Source organism: Shinella sp. 838 (assembly GCF_029623935.1).
Taxonomy (GTDB): Bacteria; Pseudomonadota; Alphaproteobacteria; order Rhizobiales; family Rhizobiaceae; genus Shinella.
On record NZ_JARSBQ010000009.1, the window covers coordinates 25,009 to 45,768 of the forward strand.

Sequence of the window (20,760 nt, forward strand, 5' to 3'; positions counted from 1 at the left end):
AATCCGTTCGGAAAAGCGGTGTCAGGGTTTGGCGGCGTCTTCGAGGCCCATCCAGATCGAGCCGTATTCGTCGGCGACGACCATCAGGCTCGCGCCGAGGTTTTGCGCAAAGGCGCGCTCGCTGCGCGACCAGGCGGGCATGATCCAGGGTTTGCCGGCTTTCGCGGCGGCGTCCGCGATCGTCTTGAGATCGGCCTTGTCGGCATCCGTGTTGCGATAGGCGCCGCGGCCGGAATCGAGCGAGAGGTCGCTCGGCCCGACGAAGAGGCCGTCGACGGTCGGCAGCGCGAGGATCGCCTCGACATCCTTCAGCGCGGCGGCCGACTCGATCATCGGATAGCAGCGCGTCTTGGCGTTCTCGTTGTCATAGTACTCCGGCTTCACGCCGCCGTAGCGGGCGGGGCGGGTGCCGGAAAAACTGCGCGTGCCGAGTGTCGGATACTTTGCCGAGGCGGTGACGCGGCGGGCGTGTTCGACATCGCCGATATGGGGGATGATGACGCTGTCGGCGCCCATGTCGAGTGCCTGCTGGATCGGGATCGCCTCCGGCCCCAGCACCTTGGCGTGCATGGTCATGCCGAGCGCCTTGCCGAGCGCGAGGATGCGGTCGAGGGCTTCGAGGTCGAACAGGCCGTGTTCGATATCGAGCACCACATGGCGGTAGCCGATGTCGTGGGCGATTTCGATCATCGCCTGGTGCGGCGTGGAGAGCCAGACGGCGAGATTGTTCAGCGTGTCAGCCATGGGCGGCTCCATCCTTGTTCTGCCGCTCGGCGATCATGGCGGCGATATCGACGAGATCCTGCAATTTCGCGCCGTCGCGGATGCGCGCAACCCAGCTTCCCTCGTCCTCCTGGTCGGCAAGCGCGATGTCGGAAATCCCCGCCACCTCGGCTGGCGGCAGGACGAGGATGCCGCAATCGTCGGCGAGGATCGCATCGCCAGGATTGACGGTGACACCGCCGCAGGAGACGGGGATGTTGTAGCCGCCGCCGAGATTGAGCAGTTTTGTTGTGATCGGTGAGACGCCGCGCGCCCAGGTCGGAACGCCGGCCTCGATGATGGCCGCGGGATCGGTGATCATGCCGTCGACGATGACGGCAGCAAGGCCGCGCTCCTTGGCGACTGCCGCCATGAAGCCGCCCCAGGCGGCGTGGCGCTCGTCGCCGGCCCGGTCGATGACGAGGATATCGCCGGGCCGCACCCGGTCCATCGCGTGGTAGAGCAGGGTGGAATCGGGGCCGGGGATCGAGACGGTCTGGGCGGTGCCGGCGATGCGCACGCCGTCGATCAGCGGGCGCAGGTCATTGCGCATGAAACGGTCGTGCAGGTAGTGGCCGACGGTCGCCGCCTCGACGCGGGCGAAGCGGGCGAGAAGGCCGGCATCGAGCTGCGGCGCGGGATCGGCGATCCGGTAGGATTTGATCGACATGATGAAAATGCGTCCTATTGCGTGAGAAGTCTGATGGCGGAGGGGGCGCAGGCGAGCGTGCCCGGCTCTCCGGTTCGGGGAGGCGGCGGGCCGTCGCCGTTTCGGACCCGGGCGTGGAGGCGCGTGCCGTCTGATAGCGCCAGGCCGTAGACGGTGTCGGTGCCGATATAGACGGCCTCGCTGACCGTGCCGGAAAAGCGGATCGTCCCGCCGGTCTCGCCCGCGAGGAAGTGCAGGGCTTCCGGGCGGATCGCGAGGGTGCAGGCATCGCCGGTGTCAAGCGGTAGGGTGCAGGGCATTTCGAAGCGGCCGCCGGCGGCCTCGACGATGAGGTTCTCGCCGTTGCGGCCGAGGACGCGCGCATCGATCAGGTTCATGTCGCCGATGAAGCCGGCGGTGAAGCGGTTGGCGGGACGCTCGTAGATATCGGCGGGGCCCCCGACCTGCTGGACGGTGCCGTTGTTCATGACCGCGATGCGGTCCGACATGGTCAGCGCCTCCTCCTGGTCGTGCGTAACGAAGATGAAGGTGATGCCGAGCTTGCGCTGCATGTCCTTCACCTCCATCTGCATCTCCCGCCGAAGTTTCAGATCGAGTGCGCCGAAGGGTTCGTCGAGCAGCAGCACGGAGGGGCGGTTGATCAGCGCGCGGGCGAGCGCCACGCGCTGCTGCTGGCCGCCGGATAGCGCGGAGGGTTTGCGGTCGATGGCATGCGCCATATGCACGCTTTCCAGGGCGGCCTTGACGCGCTGGCGAATCTCGTCCTTGCCGACGCCCTTCACCGAAAGACCGAAGCCGACATTCTCGCCGACGGTGAGATGCGGGAAGAGCGCGTAGCTCTGGAACACGGTGTTGACGTTGCGCTGGTGGGCGGGAATGCCGGTGACGTCCTTGCCGTCGAGCAGCAGGCGGCCGGAGGTCGGCTCCTCGAAGCCGGCGATCATGCGCAGCGTCGTCGTCTTGCCGCAGCCGGAGGGACCGAGGAAGGTGAAGAACTCGCCCGCCTGGATGGAAAGGTTCATCCGGTCGACGGCGTAGGTCGTCTCGCCGCCGGCGGTGCCGAAGGCTTTTCGGATATCGATCAGTTCGATGGCGGCACGGCTCACGCCGGCCGTCCCTGTCGTGGTGTCAGGCGGCATATCGTTCAGAACTCGTGATGAAAGGGGAGGGGCGGCCGGAGGTTTGGAGCCGGCCGCCGCAAGCGCTTTACTGGGCGGTCTTCACCTTGGTCCAGCCGTCCTGGTAGAGTTTTGTCGCGTCACCCACGTCGAGGATGAAGTCGGCCTTCATCAGCTTGTCTTCCGCGGGATAGATGGCGGCGTTCTCCACGACTTCCTTCGGCAGCAGTTCTTTCGCCTTGTCGATCACCGTTGCGGACTTCGAAAGGTTCGCCGCCTTGGCGGCCACATCCGGACGCATGATGTAGTCGATGAACTTGTAGGCTTCTTCGACATTTTTCGCCGAGGACGGAATGGCGAAACCGTCGATCCACATCGAGCCGCCTTCATCCGGTACGACATACTTGACCTTCGGATTGGTCGCCATCACCTGCGCGATCGAACCGTTCCAGCCCTGCACGATGCAGGCTTCGCCCGAGGCGACGAGATCGCCGAAATTCGTGCTGTTGTAGCCGCCGAGCACCTTCTTCTGGTCGATGAGCGACTGGGTCGCCTTCTCGATTTCCGCAGGCGTGGTGGTGCCGGCCTTGAAGCCGTTGACCTGGAGGCCGGCGATATAGGCGGCCAGCATGTTGTCGAGCATGTAGATGCGGCCTTCATACTGCGGGTCCCACAGCGCCTTCCAGCTCGTCGGCGGGGTTTTCACGCAGTCCTCGTTATAGGCAAAACCCGTCGTGCCCCAGATATAGGGTACGGACCATTTCTGGCCGGGATCGTAGGAGACGTCCTTGAACGGTGCGCCGAGATTGCCGAGGTTCGGGATTTTCGCGTGGTCGAGTTCTTTCAGCAGGCCCTGCTTGGCGAGCACCTGCACGGTGTACTGGCTCGGCTCGATGAGGTCGTAGCCGCTAGCGCCGGCCGAAAGCTTCGCCATCATCGTTTCGTTGGAATCATAGGTGTCGAAGGTGACGGTGATGCCGGTCTCCTTGGCAAAATCGTCGACGATCTCCTGCGGCACTTCGCCGGACCAGGCATAGATGTTGAGTTCGGCGGCCGAGGCGCCCGATGCAAAGGCGATCAGGCTGACCGAGGCAAGAAGGGTTCTCCAGTTTTTCATTGTCGCATTCCCCATTTTGGTTGGTGGTTATGATGGTTTGCGGACCGTCTTGAGATAGCGTCCCATGACGACCAGGATGACGATGACGTTGACGGCGATCAGCATGGCGCCGAGCGCGTTGATCTTGGGCGTAAGGCCGGTTTTCAGCGCGGCGTAGATCTGGATCGGCAGCGGCGTGGAGCCGACACCGGAGACGAAGGTCGAGACGACGAAATTGTCGAAGGAGATGACCGCGCAGAGCAGGAAGGCCGAGAGGATGGCCGGAGCGAGCAAAGGCAGCGTCACCCGCAGGAAGGCTTGCCGGCCGTTGGCGCCGAGATCGGCGGCGGCCTCGTCGAGACGCGGATCGAGACCCGAGGCGGCGGCGCGCACGATGAGGAAGCTGAAGGGGATCGATACCAGCACATGGCCGGCAATCAACGTGCCATAGCCGAGTGGAACGCCGGTCCAGACGGTTGCGACGAGGAGGCCGACGGCGAGCACGATCTCCGGCAGCACGAGCGGGGCGATGACGAGCGTTGAGAAGAGGTTTTTGCCGGCGAAAGGCCGCTTGACGACGGCGAGCGCGGCGCTCGCGCCGATGGCGGTGGCAAGCGCGGCCGAGGCGACGGCGACGATGACGCTGACCTGCAAGCCGGCGCGTAGGCCCCGGTCGCCCAGCGCTTCGGCGAACCAGGCGAGCGAAAAACCTTCCCAGATCACCGTCGAGCGGCCGGCATTGAAGGCGTAGACCACGAGGACGACGAGCGGCGCAAAGAGGAAGATATAGCCGATGAGCGTTGCGGCCGGGACGTAGAGCGAAAGAACCTTCCTCATGCCCGTGCCTCCTCGACCGAGCGCAGCACGCGCATGTAGCAGACGATGATGACCGAGGAGATGGCGAGCAGCACGACGGAGACGGCGGCCCCCAGCGGGATATTGCGGAAATCGAGGAAGAGCTGGACGATGAGGTTGCCGAGAATGATGCTCTTGCCGCCGCCGAGCAGGACCGGGATGGCATAGACGCCCATGGCCGGCACGAAGACGAAGAGGATCGCCGCCATGACGCCCGGCAGAGACAGCGGGAAGGTGACGCGCCAGAAGGATTGCAGCGGTGTCGCGCCGAGATCGTCGGCGGCTTCGAGCAGCCGCTTGTCGAGGCCGTTCAGCGCGGCGTGGATCGGCAGCACCGTCGTCGGCAGGAAGGCATAGAGCATGCCGACGAGCACGGCGGGATAGGTGCCGATCATGCGGATTGGCTGTTCGACCAAACCGAGGCCGAGAAGCGCGCTGTTGATCGTGCCACTCCGGCCGAGCAGCACCATCCAGGCCGACATGCGCACGATGAAATCGATCCAGAACGGGATGAGCAGCAGCGCGAGCAGGATGCCGGCGTAGCGGCCGGCGCGCAGCGCGATGAAATAGGCGATGGGATAGCCGACCAGCAGGCAGACGAAGGTGGAGACGGCGGCAAGCTGGAGCGAGTTGACGAAGATCGGCACATAGATGGCCTGGAAGAGCTCGCGGTAGCTCGCCAGCGTGAAGCCGAATTTTGCACCGCCATAAGTGTCCTGCTCGGCGAAGGAGAAGGCGATGACGATCAGGATCGGGATGACGAGGAGAAGGATGGCGCTGAGGAGGGACGGGGCGAGAAGCGCCAGCGTCACGAGGTTGCCGCGGCGCGCGGCGGTCACTTGCGGATCTCCACGCGGGCCTGGCGGGCGGGCTCGACCGGGCGGATGAGGTTCGTCGCGCTGACGGAAAGATGCGCACGCATCGCGGTCTCGGCCTGGTCCGGGTCGCGGCTCGCGAGTGCTTCGTGGATGACCACCATGTCCTTCAGGTCTTCGAAGAGCAGCGCCACCGGCATCCGCGAGACATAGAGGCTGCGCACCGAGAGCGCGTAGAGGCGGTTCAGCGCCTGCATCAGATAGGTGTTGCCGGAGGCTTCGGCGATCAGCTTGTGCATCTCCTCATCGATGCCGAGATGCCATTCGATCTCCATGCGCTTTGCTTCGACACCGGCCCGCGCTTCCTCGATCAGCGCGGCGAGGCGATCGAGCTGGGCGTCGCTGATGCGCGTCGCGGCAAGGCGGGCGGCCCAGACTTCGGCCTGGAGGCGAAATTCCTGGAGCTGGAAGAAATCCGTCGCGGACGTGGAGGAGACGAAATAGCCGCGCTGCGGCACCGCGAGCAGCAGGTCCTCCTGTGCCAGTCGCTGCAGCGCCTCGCGCAGCGGCGTGCGACCGACCGACAGGCGCTCCATGCATTCCTTCTCGTCGATCGGTGATCCCGGCAGCAGCTCGGCCTTGATGATGGCAGTACGCAGCCCGTGATAGGCGACGTCGCTGAGGCGCATTTTCTTGGTGGAGAAGGGCTGCAAGGCTTGTCGCTCCATAAAATATATTTTCAAGATATCGTCGAAATATTTCCTGTCAACGGCTCTCGATAAAATCCGATGAAAGTGACAGGCCGGAAAATCGGGCCATGCACGAAGCGCCTGAGAGGGAAGGGTTTGGATGGGCAACCGAAGGCTTTGGCCGGGAGCGGGGCCCTCGGAAAGCGGTGGAGGCGAAGTCGTCGATTGCGCAAACACCAGCGCTTACCAATGGTGCCAGCAACATTCCGCCTAGCTAGAGAGACGTGTTTTATCCCCCCGGCCGCGGCGTCATCGGCTGCGTGAACGGGTAGCTGCAGTGGGTGCGGATTGCCCCGGCGTCTGTTCCACGCCACAATGGGAGCGGAAGGCGTGGCTCCAAACCGCACCGGTGATCGCTCGCCTGCACCTTCCGTCGAGTGAAACCCTGCCGGAGAAGAATGTGGCCACTCTCACCAGGATGCGTGAAGCCCAGAGCGCTGCAGACCCAAGACCCGGTCCGTTTTCCTCAAGCACACCGACCTTCGAGCACATCATCACCGGCATCGACGAAAGCTTTCTCTGGCGGCTCGATGACTATCCCTGGGAGCGCAACGTCTGGAATTTCCACCCGGAATTCGAGATCCATCTGATCCGCAAGGGCACGGGCATTGCCTTTGTCGGTGACTATATCGGCGCTTTTTCGGCGACCTATCTCACCGTCATCGGTAGCGACCTGCCGCATGACTGGGTGACGATGACGGCGCCGGGTGAGGTGATCGAGGGGCGGGACGTCGTGCTCCAGTTCCATCCCGACCGGATCCGCGAGGCGACACGGCTGATCCCGGAATTTGCCCAACTCGAGGATTTCTTCTCCCGCGCCCAGCGCGGCCTCGTCTTTCACGGTGAAACGCTGGCCAAGGGCGCCGACCTGGTCGAGCGCATGGGGGCGGAAAAGGGCGTCGCCCGCTTTGCCCTCTTCCTTCAGCTGCTCGACCTGCTCGGCACATCCAGCGACTATGACATTCTGTCTTCCCCGGAATATTCGCCGAAGCTCGATGCCGAGACACTCGATGTCCTCCAGCGCGCCCTCGTCTTCATCTACCGCAACTTCGCAACCGATATCCGGCTTGCGGATGTCGCGGACCTTGCCGGCATGAGCGAAAGCGCCTTTTCCCGCTTCTTCAAGAAGAACACCGGCAACACCTTCACCGATCACGTCAACAAGCTGCGCATCTGGCAGGCCTGCAAGCTTCTGGCGGAAGGCGACACGCCGATTACCGACATCTGCTTCGAGGTCGGATACATGAACATTTCCAACTTCAACCGCACCTTTCTGCGCCAGCATCGCATGACGCCGTCGGCCTATCGCCGGCTGGCGCCCCATCGTCGCTCGATGCGGGATGATCCCGCGGCAAGCCGATGAAACTTTGCACAAACCCTGCGGGATTTCTGCACTGCAGCATATCATTGTGCATTAAAGTACAGAATTGCTGCATCAGGCACGCTAGTTCCCCCGGTTCTCTTCGCTAATATCAGCACCAGCGAAACTGTTCGCTGACAGATTGGCGCCGGCCCGAGGAGGTCGAGCCGCGCCGACCATAGAATCCTTAGGGGAGGTTCATCCATGACATCCGTGAAGACGCTCGCTTCGAGCATCGCCTATGCTTGCCTTCTTGCCGGCTCGGTCTCGTCGATCGCGCTGGCTGCGGAGTGCTCCGGCACGATCCGCATTCTTGCCCAGCCGCGCGACGGCCTGACGCTTCTGGAAGGCTACAAGGACGAGTTTACCAAGCTCTCCGGCGGCGCATCCTTCGAGATCGACTATCTCAACGAGAATGACCGGCGCGCCAAGACCAAGGCGGATGCCTCCACCATCGGCAAATACAACGTTTACTATGTCGATGAGGCGAATGTTGCGCTTTTCGCTTCCTCCGGCTGGGTCGTGCCGCTCACCGACTATTATCCCGAAGAATACGACTATGCGGATTTCGACCCCGGCCGCCAGAAGGTCGCGACCTATGACGGCAAGGTCTGGTTCGCACCCGTTACGGGCGGCGGCGACCTGATGGTCTACCGCAAGGATCTCCTGGAGGCAGCGGGCATCAAGCCGCCGACAACGCTCGATGAACTGAAGGACGCTGTCCAGAAACTGCATCAGCCGGACAAGGGCGTCTATGGCATTGCGCTGCGCGGCCAGCGCGGATCGGGTGCCAATGTCTGGCGCTGGATGCCCTATTTCAAGGGTTTCGGCGGGGAATGGTTCAACGGCAACGCGCCCGCCTTCAACAGCGAGGCGGCCGTCAAGGCGACGCAGACCTATCTCGACCTCTTCAAATATTCCGCGCCCGGCACGCAGACCGGCAGCTGGGATGAATCGACCGGCGCCTTCCTTTCGGGCCAGGTCGCCATCCTGATCGAATCCACGCCGCTCGCCGGCCTCGCGATCGATCCGAAGACCTCGCAGGTCGTCGGCAAGGTCGGCTACCTGCCGCCTCCGACGCCCTTGACGGGCGGCGGCTACGGCCACGGCCTTGCCATCGGCACCAAGGCCAACCCGGACGATGCTTCCAAGGCCTGCGCCGGCCTCTTCATCGCCTGGGCGACATCGAAGGAGAACGAGCAGCGGCGCCTGGAGGCCAACCAGTTCGGCGAACTCAACCGCACCAGCATCATGGCGAGCGATGCCTTCGCCAAGCTCTACGGTCCGGACCTCGGCCAGGCCCTTGCCGATACCGGCAAGGTCACGGCTGTCAACTTCTGGCAGAGCGCGCTCTGGCCGGATCTCGGCGACCGCTGGGGCATCATCCTGGAGGAACTGATCACCGGCTCGCGTTCCGACATCAAGGAAGGCCTTGCCGAACTCGAAGGTTTCGCCAAGGACCTCGTCGCCCGCAGCCAGTAAACCTTTGAGCCGCGCGGCCGCTTTCGCCTCCCGAGACGGCGGCCGCGCGATCCCGAGGAAACCCCCATGAAATCAAGAACCAGCCTGCCCGCCGTCTTCCTGGCGCCGCCGCTCGTCATCCTGGCGGTGCTCGCCTTCGTGCCGACCGCCTATGCCATCTACATTTCCTTCCGCAACCGCGAGCTCAGCCGTCCCGACGGCAGCTTCGTCGGTCTTGCCAACTATATCGATCTCTTCTCCGACCGCCGCTTCGTCAATGCGGTGGGCGTGTCGCTGACATGGGAGGTGATAACGGTCACGCTGACCCTTCTCGTCGCGATCGTGCTCGGCATCCTGCTCTTCGAGTTTGCCTCGATGCGCCAGAGGGCGGTGCTGACGCTGGTCTTCCTGGTGCCGGTCATCCTGCCGCGCGTCTCGGCCGCCTTCGTCTGGAAATTCGCTTTCCACCCGCTCTACGGCATCATCACCTATCCCTACAAGATGATCACCGGCCAGCCGCTCGACGTGCTGTCGAGCCCCGCCACGGCGCTGATGACGGTCGCGCTGGTCGATGTCTGGCAATGGGGCCTGTTTTTTTCGGTCATCGTGCTGAAACTGCTCGAAACCCTGCCGCCGCAGCCCTTCGAGGCCGCACGCCTCGACCATGCGCGGCGCTGGGAGATCTATGCCTATGTCGCCCTGCCCATGCTGAAGGCGCCGCTCATCTCGCTCACCTTCATCAAGATGATCGAGTCCCTGCGCGCCTTCGACCTCATCTATGTCATGACCCGCGGGGGACCCGGCATCGCGACGGAAACGCTCGACATGTATGCCTTCTCGCAGGGTTTCATCGAATCTGGCCGCATCTCCTATGCCTCCAGCATGGCGGTGCTGATGATGCTGGCGACGACCGTCATCTTCACGGTGATCTGGAAGAGGGTGAAGCCATGAACGTCTCCCGTTTCCTCGGTCGCTCCGTTCTCTCTCTGGCGGCCTTTTCCGCCGTCTTCCCCATGGTCTGGACGGCGATCAACGCCTTCAAGAACCGCGTCGATATCGTCACGCCCACGCCGCTCTTCCTCTTCACGCCGACACTCGACAACTTCGCCTATGTGCTGGGTCGGGAAAGCGTCGCGGCGGGCCTTCTCAATTCGCTGCTCGCCGCCGGCGGGTCGGTGCTGATCGGCGCGCTGCTCGGCCTGCCGGCGGCCTATGCCATCGCGCGCTATCCGAACCGCTGGTCGGCCGACATCCAGTTCTTCGTGCTGTCGCTGCGTTTCCTGCCGCCGGTCGCCGTGGCGATACCGCTCATGGTGATCTGGCTCGATCTCGGCCTCTACGACACGCGGCTCTCGCTGATCGTCACCTATACGCTGTTGACGCTCGCGACCGTCATCTGGCTCGGCGTGCCGGCCTTCGCCCGCGTGCCGAAAGAGGTCGAAGAGGCGGCGCGGGTCGATGGTTACGGCCCCTATGCAGTCTTCCTGCGCGTCGCCTTGCCGATCGCCTCACGCTCGCTCATCGGCGCGGTCGCCTTTGCCTTCGTGCTGGTCTGGAACGAGTTCCTGATCGCGCTGATGCTGACGACCTCGGATGCCAAGACGTTGCCGATCGTCGCCTCGGAACTCACCCAGCTCGGCCGCGACGTGCCCTGGGGCATCCTCAACGCCTCGGTGGTGCTGCTCTCCATTCCGCCGCTCCTGCTTGTCGGGATCCTCAGCGGCCTCCTCAACAATGCGTTCCGGCGCAAGAGCAACTGATGACAGGACAATCTTCCATGCAAGCCTTGGTTCTCGAAGAGAAGGGCGTGCTTGCCCTTCGCGACATCGATCTCCCGCTTTCTGTCGGGCCTGAGGATGTCAAGATCGCCGTCCATACGGTCGGCGTCTGCGGCAGCGACGTGCATTACTATACTCATGGCGCGATCGGCGCCTATGTGGTGCAGGCGCCCATGGTGCTCGGCCATGAGGCCGCGGGCACCATCGTCGCGGTCGGGGAAAACGTCCGCTCCCTCTCGGTCGGCGACCGGGTCTGCATGGAGCCCGGCATTCCCGACCTTTCCTCCCGCGCCGCGAAGCTCGGCCTCTACAATGTCGATCCCGCCGTGCGCTTCTGGGCGACGCCGCCGGTGCACGGGGTTCTTGCTCCCTATGCCGTTCACCCCGCCGCCTTCACCTACCGCCTGCCGGACAATGTTTCCTTCGCAGAAGGCGCGATGGTCGAGCCGTTCGCCATCGGCATGCAGGCGGCCACCCGCGCCCGCATCGTGCCGGGAGACGTCGCGGCGGTCATCGGCGCCGGTCCCATCGGCATCATGGTGGCGCTGGCGGCGCTGGCCGGCGGGTGCAGCCGGGTCTTCATCTCGGATTTTTCCGCCGAGAAGCTGGCGATCGCGGCCGCCTATCCGGGCATCGAGCCGGTGAATGTCGGCAAGACCCCCTTCGCAGCTGCCGTCGCTGCCGCAACCGGGGGATGGGGCGCCGACGTCGTCTTCGAGGCCAGCGGCAGCGCGAAGGCCTTCGAGGGCCTCTTCGATCTCGTGCGGCCGGGCGGTGCCGTCGTGCTGGTCGGCCTGCCGGTCGATGCGGTGCGCTTCGACGTCCCGGGCGCCATTTCCAAGGAGGTGCGCGTGGAAACGGTCTTCCGCTACGCCAATGTCTTCGACCGCGCCCTTGAACTCATCGCGTCCGGCAAGGTCGATCTGAAGCCGCTGATAACGGGCACCTATGCCTTTGGTGAAAGCGTCGCCGCCTTCGAGCGGGCGGCCGAAGCGCGGCCGACCGACGTAAAACTGCAAATCCGCGTGCAGGAGGAGAACTGAGCATGGCAAACATCGTCTGCACCCGCGTCGACAAGGCCTATGGCGCGGTCAATGTCATCAGGGACTTCAACCTGGAGATCGCGGACCACGAATTCGTGGTCTTCCTCGGCCCCTCCGGCTGCGGGAAATCGACGCTCCTGCGCATGATCGCCGGGCTGGAGGAAATCTCCGGCGGAGAGGTCTCCATCGCCGGCCGCACCGTCAACGACCTCGAACCGCGCGACCGCGGCGTTGCGATGGTCTTCCAGAACTACGCGCTCTATCCGCACATGACGATCTACGACAATATCGCCTTCGGCCTGAGGCGCATGAAGGTCGACAAGGCCGAGATCGACAGCCGCATCAAGACGGTCGCTGGCACGCTCGGCCTGGAGCCCTACCTTGCCCGCAAGCCGACGGAGCTTTCCGGCGGCCAGCAGCAGCGCGTGGCGATTGCCCGCGCCATGATTAAGACACCGCGCGTCTTCCTCTTCGACGAGCCGCTCTCCAACCTCGATGCCAAGCTGCGCAACCATATGCGCGTCGAGATCGCGCGGCTGCACCAGACGCTCAAGACCACGACGATCTATGTTACACATGACCAGCTCGAGGCGATGACCCTGGCCGATCGTATCGTGCTCATGAAAGGCGGAGCGATCGAACAGGTTGGCACGCCTGCTGAAATCTACGAGCGTCCCCGCACGCTCTTCGTCGCCGGCTTCATCGGCACGCCGAACATGAATTTCCTCGACGTAACAGCGCGCTCTGCTGGTGAAAGCTGGCTGCTGGAGGGCGACGGGCTGCGTTTCAGGGTCGATCGCAGGCGGTTCGACCTGAAGGAGGGACAGGCCCTTACCCTCGGCGTGCGGCCGTCGTCGCTGTCGCCCGCAGCCGGCGAAGACACGCGGGAGAACACCCTTGCCGGCATTGCCGACCTCGTTGAGTTTCACGGTGACAGTGCCCTGGTTTCCTTCCGTGTGGGCGGCAGGGAGATCGGCGCTCTCGTTCCAGCGAGCAGCCGGCCCGTAACCGGCGCGCCCGTCGCCTTCTCGGCTGACGGAGCGAACCTCCACCTCTTCGATCGCATGACGGGTCTTTCGATGTTGCGGACGGGATCGTAAGGTCAGCGGGTGATTCATCCTGGACAGAGGAGTTCCTGCATGGCCGAGGCGACCGATGCGATCCTGGCGCTTTGCAGGGCCTTGCCGCCGACCAGGGCGGCCGTTGTCCACCCGGTCAAGCCGAATGTGATTGAAGCCGTCGACGAGGCGGTGCGGGAAAAGCTCATCGTACCGATCCTGATCGGACCCAAGGCAAAGATCGAGGAGGCGGCCACGGTTGCTTCGGTCGATATTTCTGGCTGGGAACTGGTGGACGTGGAACACAGCCACGCTGCGGCCGCGAAGGCTGCGGAGCTGGCGGCGGGGCATCAGGTCAATGCGATCATGAAGGGCTCGCTCCACACCGACGAACTGCTCGGAGCCATCGTGCGGTCAGATGCCGGGCTGAGGACGGAGCGCAGGATCAGCCACGCCTATCTCATGAGCATTGCGAGTTATCCCAAGCCCTTCATCATTACCGATGCAGCGGTGAACATCCTCCCGGACCTGCCGGTCAAGGCCGACATCGTGCAGAATGCCGCCGATCTCTGGCGCGTGGTCTTCGGTGACGGAAACCTTCCCAAGGTGGCTGTCCTTGCCGCCGTGGAGACGGTCAATCCGAAGATGCAGGCGACGCTTGATGCCGCGGCGCTTTGCAAGATGGCCGATCGTGGCCAGATCACAGGTTGCCTCATCGACGGCCCGCTGGCCTTCGACAACGCGATCAGTGCGGAGGCCGCCCGGGAAAAGGGTATCGTCTCCATGGTTGCCGGCGAGGCGGATATCCTTGTCGTTCCCGATATCGAGGCCGGCAACATGCTGGCCAAGCAGCTGACCTTCCTTGGAGGGGCCGAGGCCGCCGGCATCGTGCTCGGCGCGCGCGTGCCCGTTATTCTGACGAGCCGGGCGGACAATGAGCGGGCGCGGCTGTTGTCCTGCGCGCTCGCGGTGCTTCTGGCCGAGGCGCGCGACAAGGGGCAGATCAAGTGAAGGACGTCCTCCTTGTCCTTAACACCGGATCGTCCAGTCTCAAGTTCCAGGTGCTGGGCTACGAGGGGCTCGAGGTACTTGCCAACGGGAAGGTGACGGGGATCGGCGCGAGCGCCCGCCTATCGGCAACCGTTGCGGATGCAGGACGGTCGATCGACAGCCCGCTTGACGGCAGCGACCATGACACGGCCCTGTCGGCCGTTCTGGACCTTATCGATCGCTTCGATGACGGTTGGCGCATGGTGGCGGCGGTGCATCGCATCGTCCATGGCGGTGCACAGTTCGTCGAGCCTGTCATCGTGACGCCGGAAATCGTCAGGGCGCTCAAGGCGCTCAATCCGCTGGCGCCGCTGCACCAGCCTTACAATCTCGCGGGCATCGAGGCGTCGGATCGGCTGGCGGGGCATGCGCCCGACATTGCCTGTTTCGACACGGCGTTCCACGCGGGGCACGATCCGCTCTTCCAGACGTTCGCAATTGAGAAGCCGCTGCGCGACAGGGGCATGCGCCGCTACGGCTTCCATGGCATTTCCTATGAGTGGATTGCCCGGGCTCTGGAGCAGGACCATCCCGATATCGCCGGGGGCAAGGTGGTTGTCGCCCATCTCGGCAACGGTGCCAGCCTCTGTGCTCTCGACAACGGCGTCAGCGTCGACACGACCATGGGCATGACCGCGCTCGACGGCATTCCCATGGGAACGCGAAGCGGAGCGATCGATGGCGGTGCGGTGACCTATATGCTGCGTGCGTTGGGCATGACGGTGGAACAGGTAGAAGCCGCGCTCTACGAGCATTCCGGCCTGAAGGGCCTGTCGGGGATCAGCAACGACGTGAAGACGTTGCTGGAGTGCGGCGAGCCGGCTGCCCGATTTGCACTCGATTATTTCACGCTCAAGGTCTCGCAATATGCCGCGATGATGGCGGTTTCGATGGGTGGGCTCGACGCCTTCGTCTTCACGGGCGGCATCGGCGAGAACGCGAGCCCGATCCGGGAGGCGATCGTTGCAAGGCTTGCGTTTCTGCCGCCGTTCCAGACCCTTGTAGTTCCGGCCAACGAGGAAATGATGATGGCGATCCATGCACGCGCACTGCTGGAGGCACGGCGATGAAAGGGCTGATCGTCGGTCTGGCGAACGACCAGTCATTGGCCTGGGGCTGCGCCGTGGCGCTCAAGGCGCTCGGTGCCGAAATCGCTGTCACCTATCAAAATGACAAGGCAAGGCCGCATGTGGAGCCGCTTTCCAGGGAGCTCGGGGCGCCGATCGTCCTGCCGCTCGACGTGTGCCGGCCGGAACAGATGGACGATGTCTTCAAGGCCATCGCGGCGCGTTGGGGCCGGCTCGACTTCCTGCTGCATTCGATTGCCTTCGCACCCAAGACGGATCTGCACGGACGGGTCGTCGACAGCTCGCCGGACGGGTTTTCGACTGCCATGGATGTTTCCTGCCATTCGCTCGTTCGGCTTGCCAAACGCGCGGAGCCACTGATGCCCGATGGTGGCGCGATCCTCACCATGAGTTTTTATGGATCCGAGAAGGTCGTCCCCGGCTATGGCATCATGGGGCCGGTCAAGGCAGCCCTCGAATCCACGGTGCGCTATCTGGCGGTGGATCTGGGCGACAAGGCGATCCGCGTGAATGCGCTCTCCACAGGGCCGGTCAAGACCCGTGCCGCGTCGGGCCTTTCGCATTTCGACGACCTGTTGGCAAAGGCTGCGGAAGAGACGCCGCTCAAACAGCTGGTCACCCTTGAACAGGTCGGGGAGGCTGCGTCGTTTCTGCTGTCGGACAAGGCGCGGTTCATCACCGGACAGACGATCTATGTCGATGCCGGCTACAATGTTCGGGCTTGAAACCCGGCGGCGACGCCATCTGTCGCCCAGCCCGCGTCATAGCGGGACCGAGGGATGGTTCGATATCCGGCGGGCAGGAGATGGTCTATCCCTGGCGCTCCGGAAGATCGACGCGCAGTCCGTCGAGCGTGTCCGTCAGCTTGATCTGGCAGGACAGACGCGAGCGGGCGGGGTCCGGGTCGTGGGCGAAGTCCAGCATGTCCTGTTCCAGCGCCGAGATGGCCGGCAGACGGTCCACCCATTCGGGCGCGACATAGACGTGGCAGGTGGAACAGGAACAGGCCCCGCCGCACTCGGCAAGGATGCCGCGCACATCATCGTCACGGGCCGCCTCCATTAGCGTCAACCCGGCGGCGGCTTCCACGACATGGAGGCTCCCGTCGTGTTCCACAAAGGTGATCTGGACCATGGTCGCTTTCCTTTCGTTTGGAACTCTTCAGGGCAGAAGCGCCGTTGCCTCGACCTCGACCAGGAATTCCGGTCGGGTGAAGCCCGAAACGATCATGAGCGTGGAGGCAGGCTTGACCGGGAGATCGGCGACGAGGCGGTCGCGCACCGCCATATAGTCGGCCATGTGCACGCGTTCCGTCACGAAGGCGTTGAAGCGCAGGACATGGGAAAAGTCCGCGCCGGCCTCGGCAAGGATCGCGCGGATATTGGCGAAGCACAGTTCCGCCTGGGCCGTGACCCCTTCGGGGATCGTGCCGTCGCCGGCAAGGGCGAGCTGGCCGGAGGTAACGACGATCCTTCCCGAGGCGACACCGTGGGAATAGCGACCGAAAGGTGCGGGCAGGCTGGCGGGTTGCAGTGCCTTCATGGGTCACGCCTCCTTGCCGGCAAGTCCGCAGCGGTGCAGGAAAAGCGCGGTCGCTTCGGCGATGATGCGGTCCGCATCGAGTGCCTCGCTTTCCGGCCGGTCCATCAGCACGCGCGCCTGCGCCTCGTATTCGGCATAGTGTTGGGTCACGGCCCAGATGTTCATCTGGAAGAGCAGGGGATCGACGGGTGTTATCTTGCCACTGTCGATCCATTGCTGGATCACGGCGTTCGCCTCCTCGACCGCGGCCTTGAGCGCCGCCCAATGGGGCGTCATCTCGGGTGCGCCACGGGCAATCTCATTGGCAAAGAAGCGTGAGAGGTCGGGGAATTCCAGCGTATGGCGTACCTTGCGCTCGATATACTGGGTGATCGCCAGCGCCGGATCGTCGCGCGAGGCGGAGAGGAAGAAGATGTCCTTGTAGGCTCCGACGATGTCGCTGAGGACCTGCTGGTAGAGCTCCTCCTTGGAGGAGATGTAGTAGTGTAGCTGGGCCTTGGTGATGCCCGCCGTCTGCGCGATCGCCTGGGTGGAGGTGCCTGACAGGCCGTTGCGCGCGAACTCCTGGATGGCCGCGTTGCGGATGGCGGCGTGGATTTCCTGCCGCTTTTTCTGAAGGGTGCTCATGGGCGGTCCTGGCCTTCCTGGCGATGCGTCGGGATCGGACCGGCACGGGGTGGGTGCCGGTCCGTGGTTTTGCTTACCTGCCCGTCAGCTTGGCCTTGATGTCGAGCCCCATGCCCTTGTTGACGAAGCGCGTATCGGCGACCTTCGAGAGATCGACGGCGCCAGCCTCGATGATCTTGCTTTCGACGGCAAGGTCATGGAAGGCCTTGATGCGCTCGGGGCTCATCGCGCCGATGCCCTTTTCCACCGCTTCGCCGGAATCAATGATCTGAAGCTTGTCGAATTGCGCCATCTCGGCGTCGAGCTTTTCGACCGTCATTTCCGGATTGGCGGCGATGATCGCTGCATAGGCCGCCTTGCGATCGCCGTAGAGGTAGTTGTTCCAGCCCTCAATGGAAGCGTCGAGGAAACGCTGCACGAGGTCGGGGTTGTTCTCGACCAGTTCGTTGCGCGTCTCGATGATCGAGCCATAGGTGCTCCAGCCCTGATCGGCGAGCAGGAACACGTCGACCTCCGCGCCCTCCTTTGCGGCATAGAGCGGCTCGGCGGTGCCATAGGCCTGCTGCACCATCTTCTTGTCGCTCAGGAACTGCGCGAGGTTGAAGCCGTAGGGGCGCAGCTGTTCATCCTGGAAACCGAGGCGGGTGACCATCCACTGCCAGAAGCTGAACTGGCCGTCCTTGGAAACGAGTACGGACGGTGCCTTGGTGAGCGCCGCAAAATCGGCATATTCGCCCTTGTGCGCCATGAAGGCCTGCGGATCCTTCTGGAAGATCGCTGCCACGACCGTGGTGGGAATGCCGTTGCGCACATTGTCGAAAGCGAGCAGCAGGTTGCCGCCCATCAGAAAGTCGAGCCGGCCGGCCGGCAGCATCGGGCGGGTGTTGACCTGCGGGCCACCCATCTTGATCTCGACGTCGAGGCCGTATTTGGCATAGGTGCCGTCCACCACGGCCTGGTAGAAGCCGCCATGGCCGCCTTGGGCCAGCCAGTTGGTACCGAAGACGACCTTGTCGGCGGCCCAGGAGGAGCCGGCGGCGAGCAGCAGGCCCACGGCGGCGAAAAGACTTGTCATGTGTTTCATGCGCGTTTCCCCTTTGGTTGTTTCAGGCGTCGGTGCGGGCCATGCCATCGGTCCAGCCCCGGGTCTTGCCGGGATTCATCAGGCCGTATGGATCGGCACGCTTCTTGAACTCGATCTGCGTCTGGTCGATCTGCTTCATGCCGCCGTCCTCGATGGTCACCACATGAGGGTCGAAGATCGTGCAGCCGTCCGTCTCCTCCAGTTCGGCGATCAGGCGGTACATGGCCTCTTCGCCGCGGTAGCGCACCAACGGCAGGGCGAAGATCTGCACCTCGCCGTCCATACGCGCCATTTCGTGGTGCCAGTAGATCTCCTCGCCGTAGCGGGCCATCTGGCGGAGCACGAGGTCGGGATCGAAGGGCCGCGGATAGGCGACCTGCAGATAGGTCCAGCTCTTGTCCGCCTTGAGGGCCTGCAGCGTGGTGTGGTTCCAGCCGCATTCATAGGCCGGTTGCAGGCCGGCGGCGCGGATCTCCGGCTTGCTCATGGCAAACGAGATGCGCCCGCCAAGGGCCTCTGCCTCGGCGGTGAAGCGGGCCATCTCCTGCGGCGCGACCATGGCGAAGACGGCGTCCCGGTCTGCGGGAAAGAGATCGCCGAGCTTGTTGTAGAAGGGCGCAAAGCGACGCTCGACGGTGGTCAGCAGGTAGCAGTCGAGCCCCTTCTGCTGCGCCAGCGACGCGAAACGTAGCGCGGCGTCGTAGCCGTTGAAGAGCGCGGCGGTATGGATCCAGTCCGTTGCGCGGGTGAGGCCGACGCCGAGCTCCACCACGATGCCGTTGGTGCCATAGGCGTGCTGCACCTTCTGCACGTCTTCGCCGTGGAGCTCGATGACCTGCGGTTCCGGTTCGACGGTGACGACCTTGGCATAGGTGAGGTTGCCGGGGTCGCGCAGCATGCCATGGCGCAGCGAGCCGATGCCGCCAGAGCCGCCGGCGACGAAGCCGCCGATGGTCGCCATCTGGCGGGTCGAAGGATACATCATCAGTTCCTGCCCGGTCTCGTGCGCAGCGTCATCGAGCCGCGAGATGCGGGCGCCCGCCTCCACGCGCACATGGCCGTCCGTGATCTCGATCACTCTGTCGAGGCGGGTGAGGTCCATGACGATACCGCCGTCCAGCGGCACGCACTGGCCGTAATTGCCGGTGCCGCCGCCGCGCAGTGTAAGCGGAACCTTGTGGCGGGCGACGACGGAGGCGACATGCACGACCTCCTCAAGGGTCTGGGGTACGACCACCAGCTCGCCCAGCTTGTCCTTCAGCTGCTCGTTGAGGATGGGGCTATACCAGAAGTAGTCGCGCGAACGCGCGGCGATGTAGTTTTCGTCGTCATGCAGGCGGATCCCATTCAGCGCCGTCTTGATCGACGCCCAGTCGCGGTGTCCGGTCATGTCTGTTCTCCTTCGTGGTCGGTCAGGATGCGGCCGCCCCGCCAGACCTGTCGGTCGACGCGGGGACGGCTCAGGGCATCGGTCAGATCCTCGGCGTCGAGCCGGATGAAATCGGCGGGGCCGCCCTCGACAAGCGCAAGGCTCCGGCCCATCCAGCGGGCCGGTGTCTCGCTCACCGCGTCCAGCCAGTCCTCCGGCTGGAGGTGGCCGAGCAGGGTCGCGCTGCGAAAGGCGTCGAAGAGGTCATAGTCGCCGAAGGGGAAGAAGGCGTCGCGCACGTTGTCGGAGCCGATCATCACGGCAAGGCCTGCGTCCCGCGCCTCATGCAGGGGCGCAAGGCCGCGTAGGCGCGGCGTGCGGCCGGCCCTGGCGTCCTGCAGGTAGGCGTTGCAGCCTGGCAGTACCGTCAGTCCGACACCCGCTGCGCCCGCTCGGGCGAGAATGTCCGCCACCTCCGAGGGATCACGCACCGAGAGCGCGCAGCCATGACCGCACAACACCCGGCCGGAAAGGCCACGCCTTTCGGTTTCCGCCACGATGGCATCGATACCGCGCGCCTCGATGTCCAACCCCTCATCGACATGGAAGTCGAGCAGAAGATCTTGCTTTTCCGCAAGATCGAAGACGTGCGCGAGCCGGGCCTCGAGGTCATTGTTGCGATAGATGAATGCCCCGAGCACCCCACCCGTCGCCTTGACCTCACCGGCGATGGCTTCGCCGACATCGGCGAAGAGATCGAGCGGCGTCAACGAGGCAAGCTCCAGATGGAGGCGACCCTGCCATTCGTCGGCAAGCCCGCGCAGCACGGTCCAGGCTGCCGGCGGCGTCGCGCCGTACCAGTCGACATGGCTGCGCATCAGCGCCGTGCCGTGCCGATAGGCGCGATCCAGTCCCCGGCCTGCCCGCCGGCGTAGATCGGCGTCGTCCCAGAGTGCGGCATCTGCCTGCATCATCTCGATGGCGTGGAAGAGCGATGTGGCACGGGCCGGCATCCGGGAGGCGGTGAAGGTCTTGTCGAGATGGGTGTGAATGTCGGCCAGGAGCGGCAGGACGAGGCCGCCATCGCGGCTTGCCGAGGGGGCGAGGGCCGTGATGCGGCCACCGCTGATGGCAATGTCCCAATGGCCCTCCCGGCCAGCGAGGCTGGCGCCTGCAAGGCGCAGGCCCGCGGCGCCGGCATCGGCGAGGCTGGTGGTCTCGATGGTCCGCATGAG

At 64.3% G+C, this 20,760-nt stretch carries 22 protein-coding genes; 9 read left to right on the forward strand and 13 right to left on the reverse strand.

Annotated features, from left to right (window positions below; translation table 11 throughout):
• Window positions 1-21: 21 nt before the first annotated feature.
• The 7 genes from P9A16_RS23205 to P9A16_RS23235 all read right to left on the reverse strand — a co-directional run bounded on the left by P9A16_RS23205 (window position 22) and on the right by P9A16_RS23235 (window position 6,029).
• Window positions 22-744, reverse strand: a complete 723-nt coding sequence (locus tag P9A16_RS23205; RefSeq protein ID WP_023515759.1) for an HpcH/HpaI aldolase family protein — start codon at window positions 742-744, stop codon at window positions 22-24.
• Complete coding sequence (locus P9A16_RS23210) at window positions 737-1,432, reverse strand: RraA family protein (protein ID WP_024269879.1); 696 nt, start codon at window positions 1,430-1,432, stop codon at window positions 737-739. Before P9A16_RS23210 ends, P9A16_RS23205 begins: the two co-directional genes overlap by 8 nt.
• Window positions 1,433-1,446: 14 nt before the next feature.
• Window positions 1,447-2,538, reverse strand: coding sequence for an ABC transporter ATP-binding protein (locus P9A16_RS23215; RefSeq protein WP_037404781.1), 1,092 nt, complete (start codon window positions 2,536-2,538; stop codon window positions 1,447-1,449).
• 100 nt (window positions 2,539-2,638) lie between these two features.
• Entirely contained in the window at window positions 2,639-3,667 is a 1,029-nt protein-coding gene (locus tag P9A16_RS23220) for an ABC transporter substrate-binding protein (protein ID WP_024269880.1), read from the reverse strand.
• Window positions 3,668-3,694: 27 nt separating this feature from the next.
• Window positions 3,695-4,483: an ABC transporter permease gene (locus P9A16_RS23225; protein WP_023515414.1), complete on the reverse strand. Its 789-nt coding sequence runs from the start codon at window positions 4,481-4,483 to the stop codon at window positions 3,695-3,697.
• Complete coding sequence (locus P9A16_RS23230; RefSeq protein WP_023515415.1) at window positions 4,480-5,340, reverse strand: ABC transporter permease; 861 nt, start codon at window positions 5,338-5,340, stop codon at window positions 4,480-4,482. Before P9A16_RS23230 ends, P9A16_RS23225 begins: the two co-directional genes overlap by 4 nt.
• Entirely contained in the window at window positions 5,337-6,029 is a 693-nt protein-coding gene (locus P9A16_RS23235) for a GntR family transcriptional regulator (protein WP_023515416.1), read from the reverse strand. The genes P9A16_RS23230 and P9A16_RS23235 overlap by 4 nt, the downstream gene beginning before the upstream one ends.
• A 436-nt stretch (window positions 6,030-6,465) precedes the next feature.
• Between P9A16_RS23235 and P9A16_RS23240 the strand changes: the two genes are divergently transcribed.
• The 9 genes from P9A16_RS23240 to fabI all read left to right on the forward strand — a co-directional run bounded on the left by P9A16_RS23240 (window position 6,466) and on the right by fabI (window position 15,628).
• Complete coding sequence (locus P9A16_RS23240; RefSeq protein WP_024269881.1) at window positions 6,466-7,428, forward strand: AraC family transcriptional regulator; 963 nt, start codon at window positions 6,466-6,468, stop codon at window positions 7,426-7,428.
• Window positions 7,429-7,629: 201 nt separating this feature from the next.
• A complete protein-coding gene (locus tag P9A16_RS23245) occupies window positions 7,630-8,907 on the forward strand; it encodes an ABC transporter substrate-binding protein (RefSeq protein ID WP_023512085.1) in 1,278 nt (425 codons plus the stop codon).
• Between the two features lie 66 nt (window positions 8,908-8,973).
• Window positions 8,974-9,837 carry a carbohydrate ABC transporter permease gene (locus tag P9A16_RS23250; protein ID WP_023512084.1) on the forward strand — a complete coding sequence of 288 codons (864 nt, stop codon included), beginning with the start codon at window positions 8,974-8,976 and terminating at the stop codon, window positions 9,835-9,837.
• Window positions 9,834-10,646 (forward strand): carbohydrate ABC transporter permease, encoded by an 813-nt coding sequence (locus P9A16_RS23255; protein ID WP_023512083.1) that lies wholly within the window; start codon window positions 9,834-9,836, stop codon window positions 10,644-10,646. Before P9A16_RS23250 ends, P9A16_RS23255 begins: the two co-directional genes overlap by 4 nt.
• A gap of 17 nt (window positions 10,647-10,663) precedes the next feature.
• Window positions 10,664-11,707 carry an NAD(P)-dependent alcohol dehydrogenase gene (locus tag P9A16_RS23260; RefSeq protein WP_023512082.1) on the forward strand — a complete coding sequence of 348 codons (1,044 nt, stop codon included), beginning with the start codon at window positions 10,664-10,666 and terminating at the stop codon, window positions 11,705-11,707.
• 2 nt (window positions 11,708-11,709) lie between these two features.
• Window positions 11,710-12,807 (forward strand): ABC transporter ATP-binding protein, encoded by a 1,098-nt coding sequence (locus tag P9A16_RS23265; RefSeq protein ID WP_023512081.1) that lies wholly within the window; start codon window positions 11,710-11,712, stop codon window positions 12,805-12,807.
• A 39-nt stretch (window positions 12,808-12,846) separates the two neighbouring features.
• On the forward strand, window positions 12,847-13,776 hold the full coding sequence (locus P9A16_RS23270) for a bifunctional enoyl-CoA hydratase/phosphate acetyltransferase (RefSeq protein WP_023512080.1): 930 nt from the start codon (window positions 12,847-12,849) through the stop codon (window positions 13,774-13,776).
• Entirely contained in the window at window positions 13,773-14,885 is a 1,113-nt protein-coding gene (locus tag P9A16_RS23275; RefSeq protein ID WP_023512079.1) for an acetate/propionate family kinase, read from the forward strand. Before P9A16_RS23270 ends, P9A16_RS23275 begins: the two co-directional genes overlap by 4 nt.
• On the forward strand, window positions 14,882-15,628 hold the full coding sequence (fabI, locus tag P9A16_RS23280) for an enoyl-ACP reductase FabI (RefSeq protein ID WP_023512078.1): 747 nt from the start codon (window positions 14,882-14,884) through the stop codon (window positions 15,626-15,628). The genes P9A16_RS23275 and fabI overlap by 4 nt, the downstream gene beginning before the upstream one ends.
• 85 nt (window positions 15,629-15,713) lie before the next feature.
• On the opposite strand, the gene P9A16_RS23285 is transcribed toward fabI, so the two are convergent.
• From P9A16_RS23285 to P9A16_RS23310, 6 genes are all read right to left on the reverse strand, one after another.
• The gene (locus tag P9A16_RS23285; RefSeq protein ID WP_023512077.1) at window positions 15,714-16,037 is read right to left on the reverse strand and encodes a 2Fe-2S iron-sulfur cluster-binding protein; all 324 of its coding nucleotides are present in this window, start codon (window positions 16,035-16,037) and stop codon (window positions 15,714-15,716) included.
• A 27-nt stretch (window positions 16,038-16,064) separates the two neighbouring features.
• Window positions 16,065-16,445, reverse strand: coding sequence for a RidA family protein (locus P9A16_RS23290; RefSeq protein ID WP_023512076.1), 381 nt, complete (start codon window positions 16,443-16,445; stop codon window positions 16,065-16,067).
• Between the two features lie 3 nt (window positions 16,446-16,448).
• A complete protein-coding gene (locus P9A16_RS23295; RefSeq protein WP_024269882.1) occupies window positions 16,449-17,072 on the reverse strand; it encodes a TetR family transcriptional regulator C-terminal domain-containing protein in 624 nt (207 codons plus the stop codon).
• 73 nt (window positions 17,073-17,145) lie between these two features.
• Window positions 17,146-18,156 carry an ABC transporter substrate-binding protein gene (locus tag P9A16_RS23300; RefSeq protein ID WP_023512618.1) on the reverse strand — a complete coding sequence of 337 codons (1,011 nt, stop codon included), beginning with the start codon at window positions 18,154-18,156 and terminating at the stop codon, window positions 17,146-17,148.
• A gap of 22 nt (window positions 18,157-18,178) precedes the next feature.
• Window positions 18,179-19,546: an FAD-binding oxidoreductase gene (locus tag P9A16_RS23305; protein WP_023512617.1), complete on the reverse strand. Its 1,368-nt coding sequence runs from the start codon at window positions 19,544-19,546 to the stop codon at window positions 18,179-18,181.
• Window positions 19,543-20,757 (reverse strand): amidohydrolase family protein, encoded by a 1,215-nt coding sequence (locus P9A16_RS23310; RefSeq protein WP_023512616.1) that lies wholly within the window; start codon window positions 20,755-20,757, stop codon window positions 19,543-19,545. Before P9A16_RS23310 ends, P9A16_RS23305 begins: the two co-directional genes overlap by 4 nt.
• Window positions 20,758-20,760 lie beyond the last annotated feature (3 nt).

Bases quoted from the DNA above. Each gene is read 5' to 3' on its own strand.
- P9A16_RS23205 (WP_023515759.1), bottom strand. From the start codon at position 744: ATGGCTGACACGCTGAACAATCTCGCCGTCTGGCTCTCCACGCCGCAC.
- P9A16_RS23210 (WP_024269879.1), bottom strand. From the start codon at position 1,432: ATGTCGATCAAATCCTACCGGATCGCCGATCCCGCGCCGCAGCTCGAT.
- P9A16_RS23220 (WP_024269880.1), bottom strand. From the start codon at position 3,667: ATGAAAAACTGGAGAACCCTTCTTGCCTCGGTCAGCCTGATCGCCTTT.
- P9A16_RS23225 (WP_023515414.1), bottom strand. From the start codon at position 4,483: ATGAGGAAGGTTCTTTCGCTCTACGTCCCGGCCGCAACGCTCATCGGC.
- P9A16_RS23245 (WP_023512085.1), top strand. From the start codon at position 7,630: ATGACATCCGTGAAGACGCTCGCTTCGAGCATCGCCTATGCTTGCCTT.
- P9A16_RS23250 (WP_023512084.1), top strand. From the start codon at position 8,974: ATGAAATCAAGAACCAGCCTGCCCGCCGTCTTCCTGGCGCCGCCGCTC.
- P9A16_RS23255 (WP_023512083.1), top strand. From the start codon at position 9,834: ATGAACGTCTCCCGTTTCCTCGGTCGCTCCGTTCTCTCTCTGGCGGCC.
- P9A16_RS23260 (WP_023512082.1), top strand. From the start codon at position 10,664: ATGCAAGCCTTGGTTCTCGAAGAGAAGGGCGTGCTTGCCCTTCGCGAC.
- P9A16_RS23265 (WP_023512081.1), top strand. From the start codon at position 11,710: ATGGCAAACATCGTCTGCACCCGCGTCGACAAGGCCTATGGCGCGGTC.
- P9A16_RS23270 (WP_023512080.1), top strand. From the start codon at position 12,847: ATGGCCGAGGCGACCGATGCGATCCTGGCGCTTTGCAGGGCCTTGCCG.
- fabI (WP_023512078.1), top strand. From the start codon at position 14,882: ATGAAAGGGCTGATCGTCGGTCTGGCGAACGACCAGTCATTGGCCTGG.
- P9A16_RS23285 (WP_023512077.1), bottom strand. From the start codon at position 16,037: ATGGTCCAGATCACCTTTGTGGAACACGACGGGAGCCTCCATGTCGTG.
- P9A16_RS23290 (WP_023512076.1), bottom strand. From the start codon at position 16,445: ATGAAGGCACTGCAACCCGCCAGCCTGCCCGCACCTTTCGGTCGCTAT.
- P9A16_RS23295 (WP_024269882.1), bottom strand. From the start codon at position 17,072: ATGAGCACCCTTCAGAAAAAGCGGCAGGAAATCCACGCCGCCATCCGC.
- P9A16_RS23300 (WP_023512618.1), bottom strand. From the start codon at position 18,156: ATGAAACACATGACAAGTCTTTTCGCCGCCGTGGGCCTGCTGCTCGCC.
- P9A16_RS23305 (WP_023512617.1), bottom strand. From the start codon at position 19,546: ATGACCGGACACCGCGACTGGGCGTCGATCAAGACGGCGCTGAATGGG.
- P9A16_RS23310 (WP_023512616.1), bottom strand. From the start codon at position 20,757: ATGCGGACCATCGAGACCACCAGCCTCGCCGATGCCGGCGCCGCGGGC.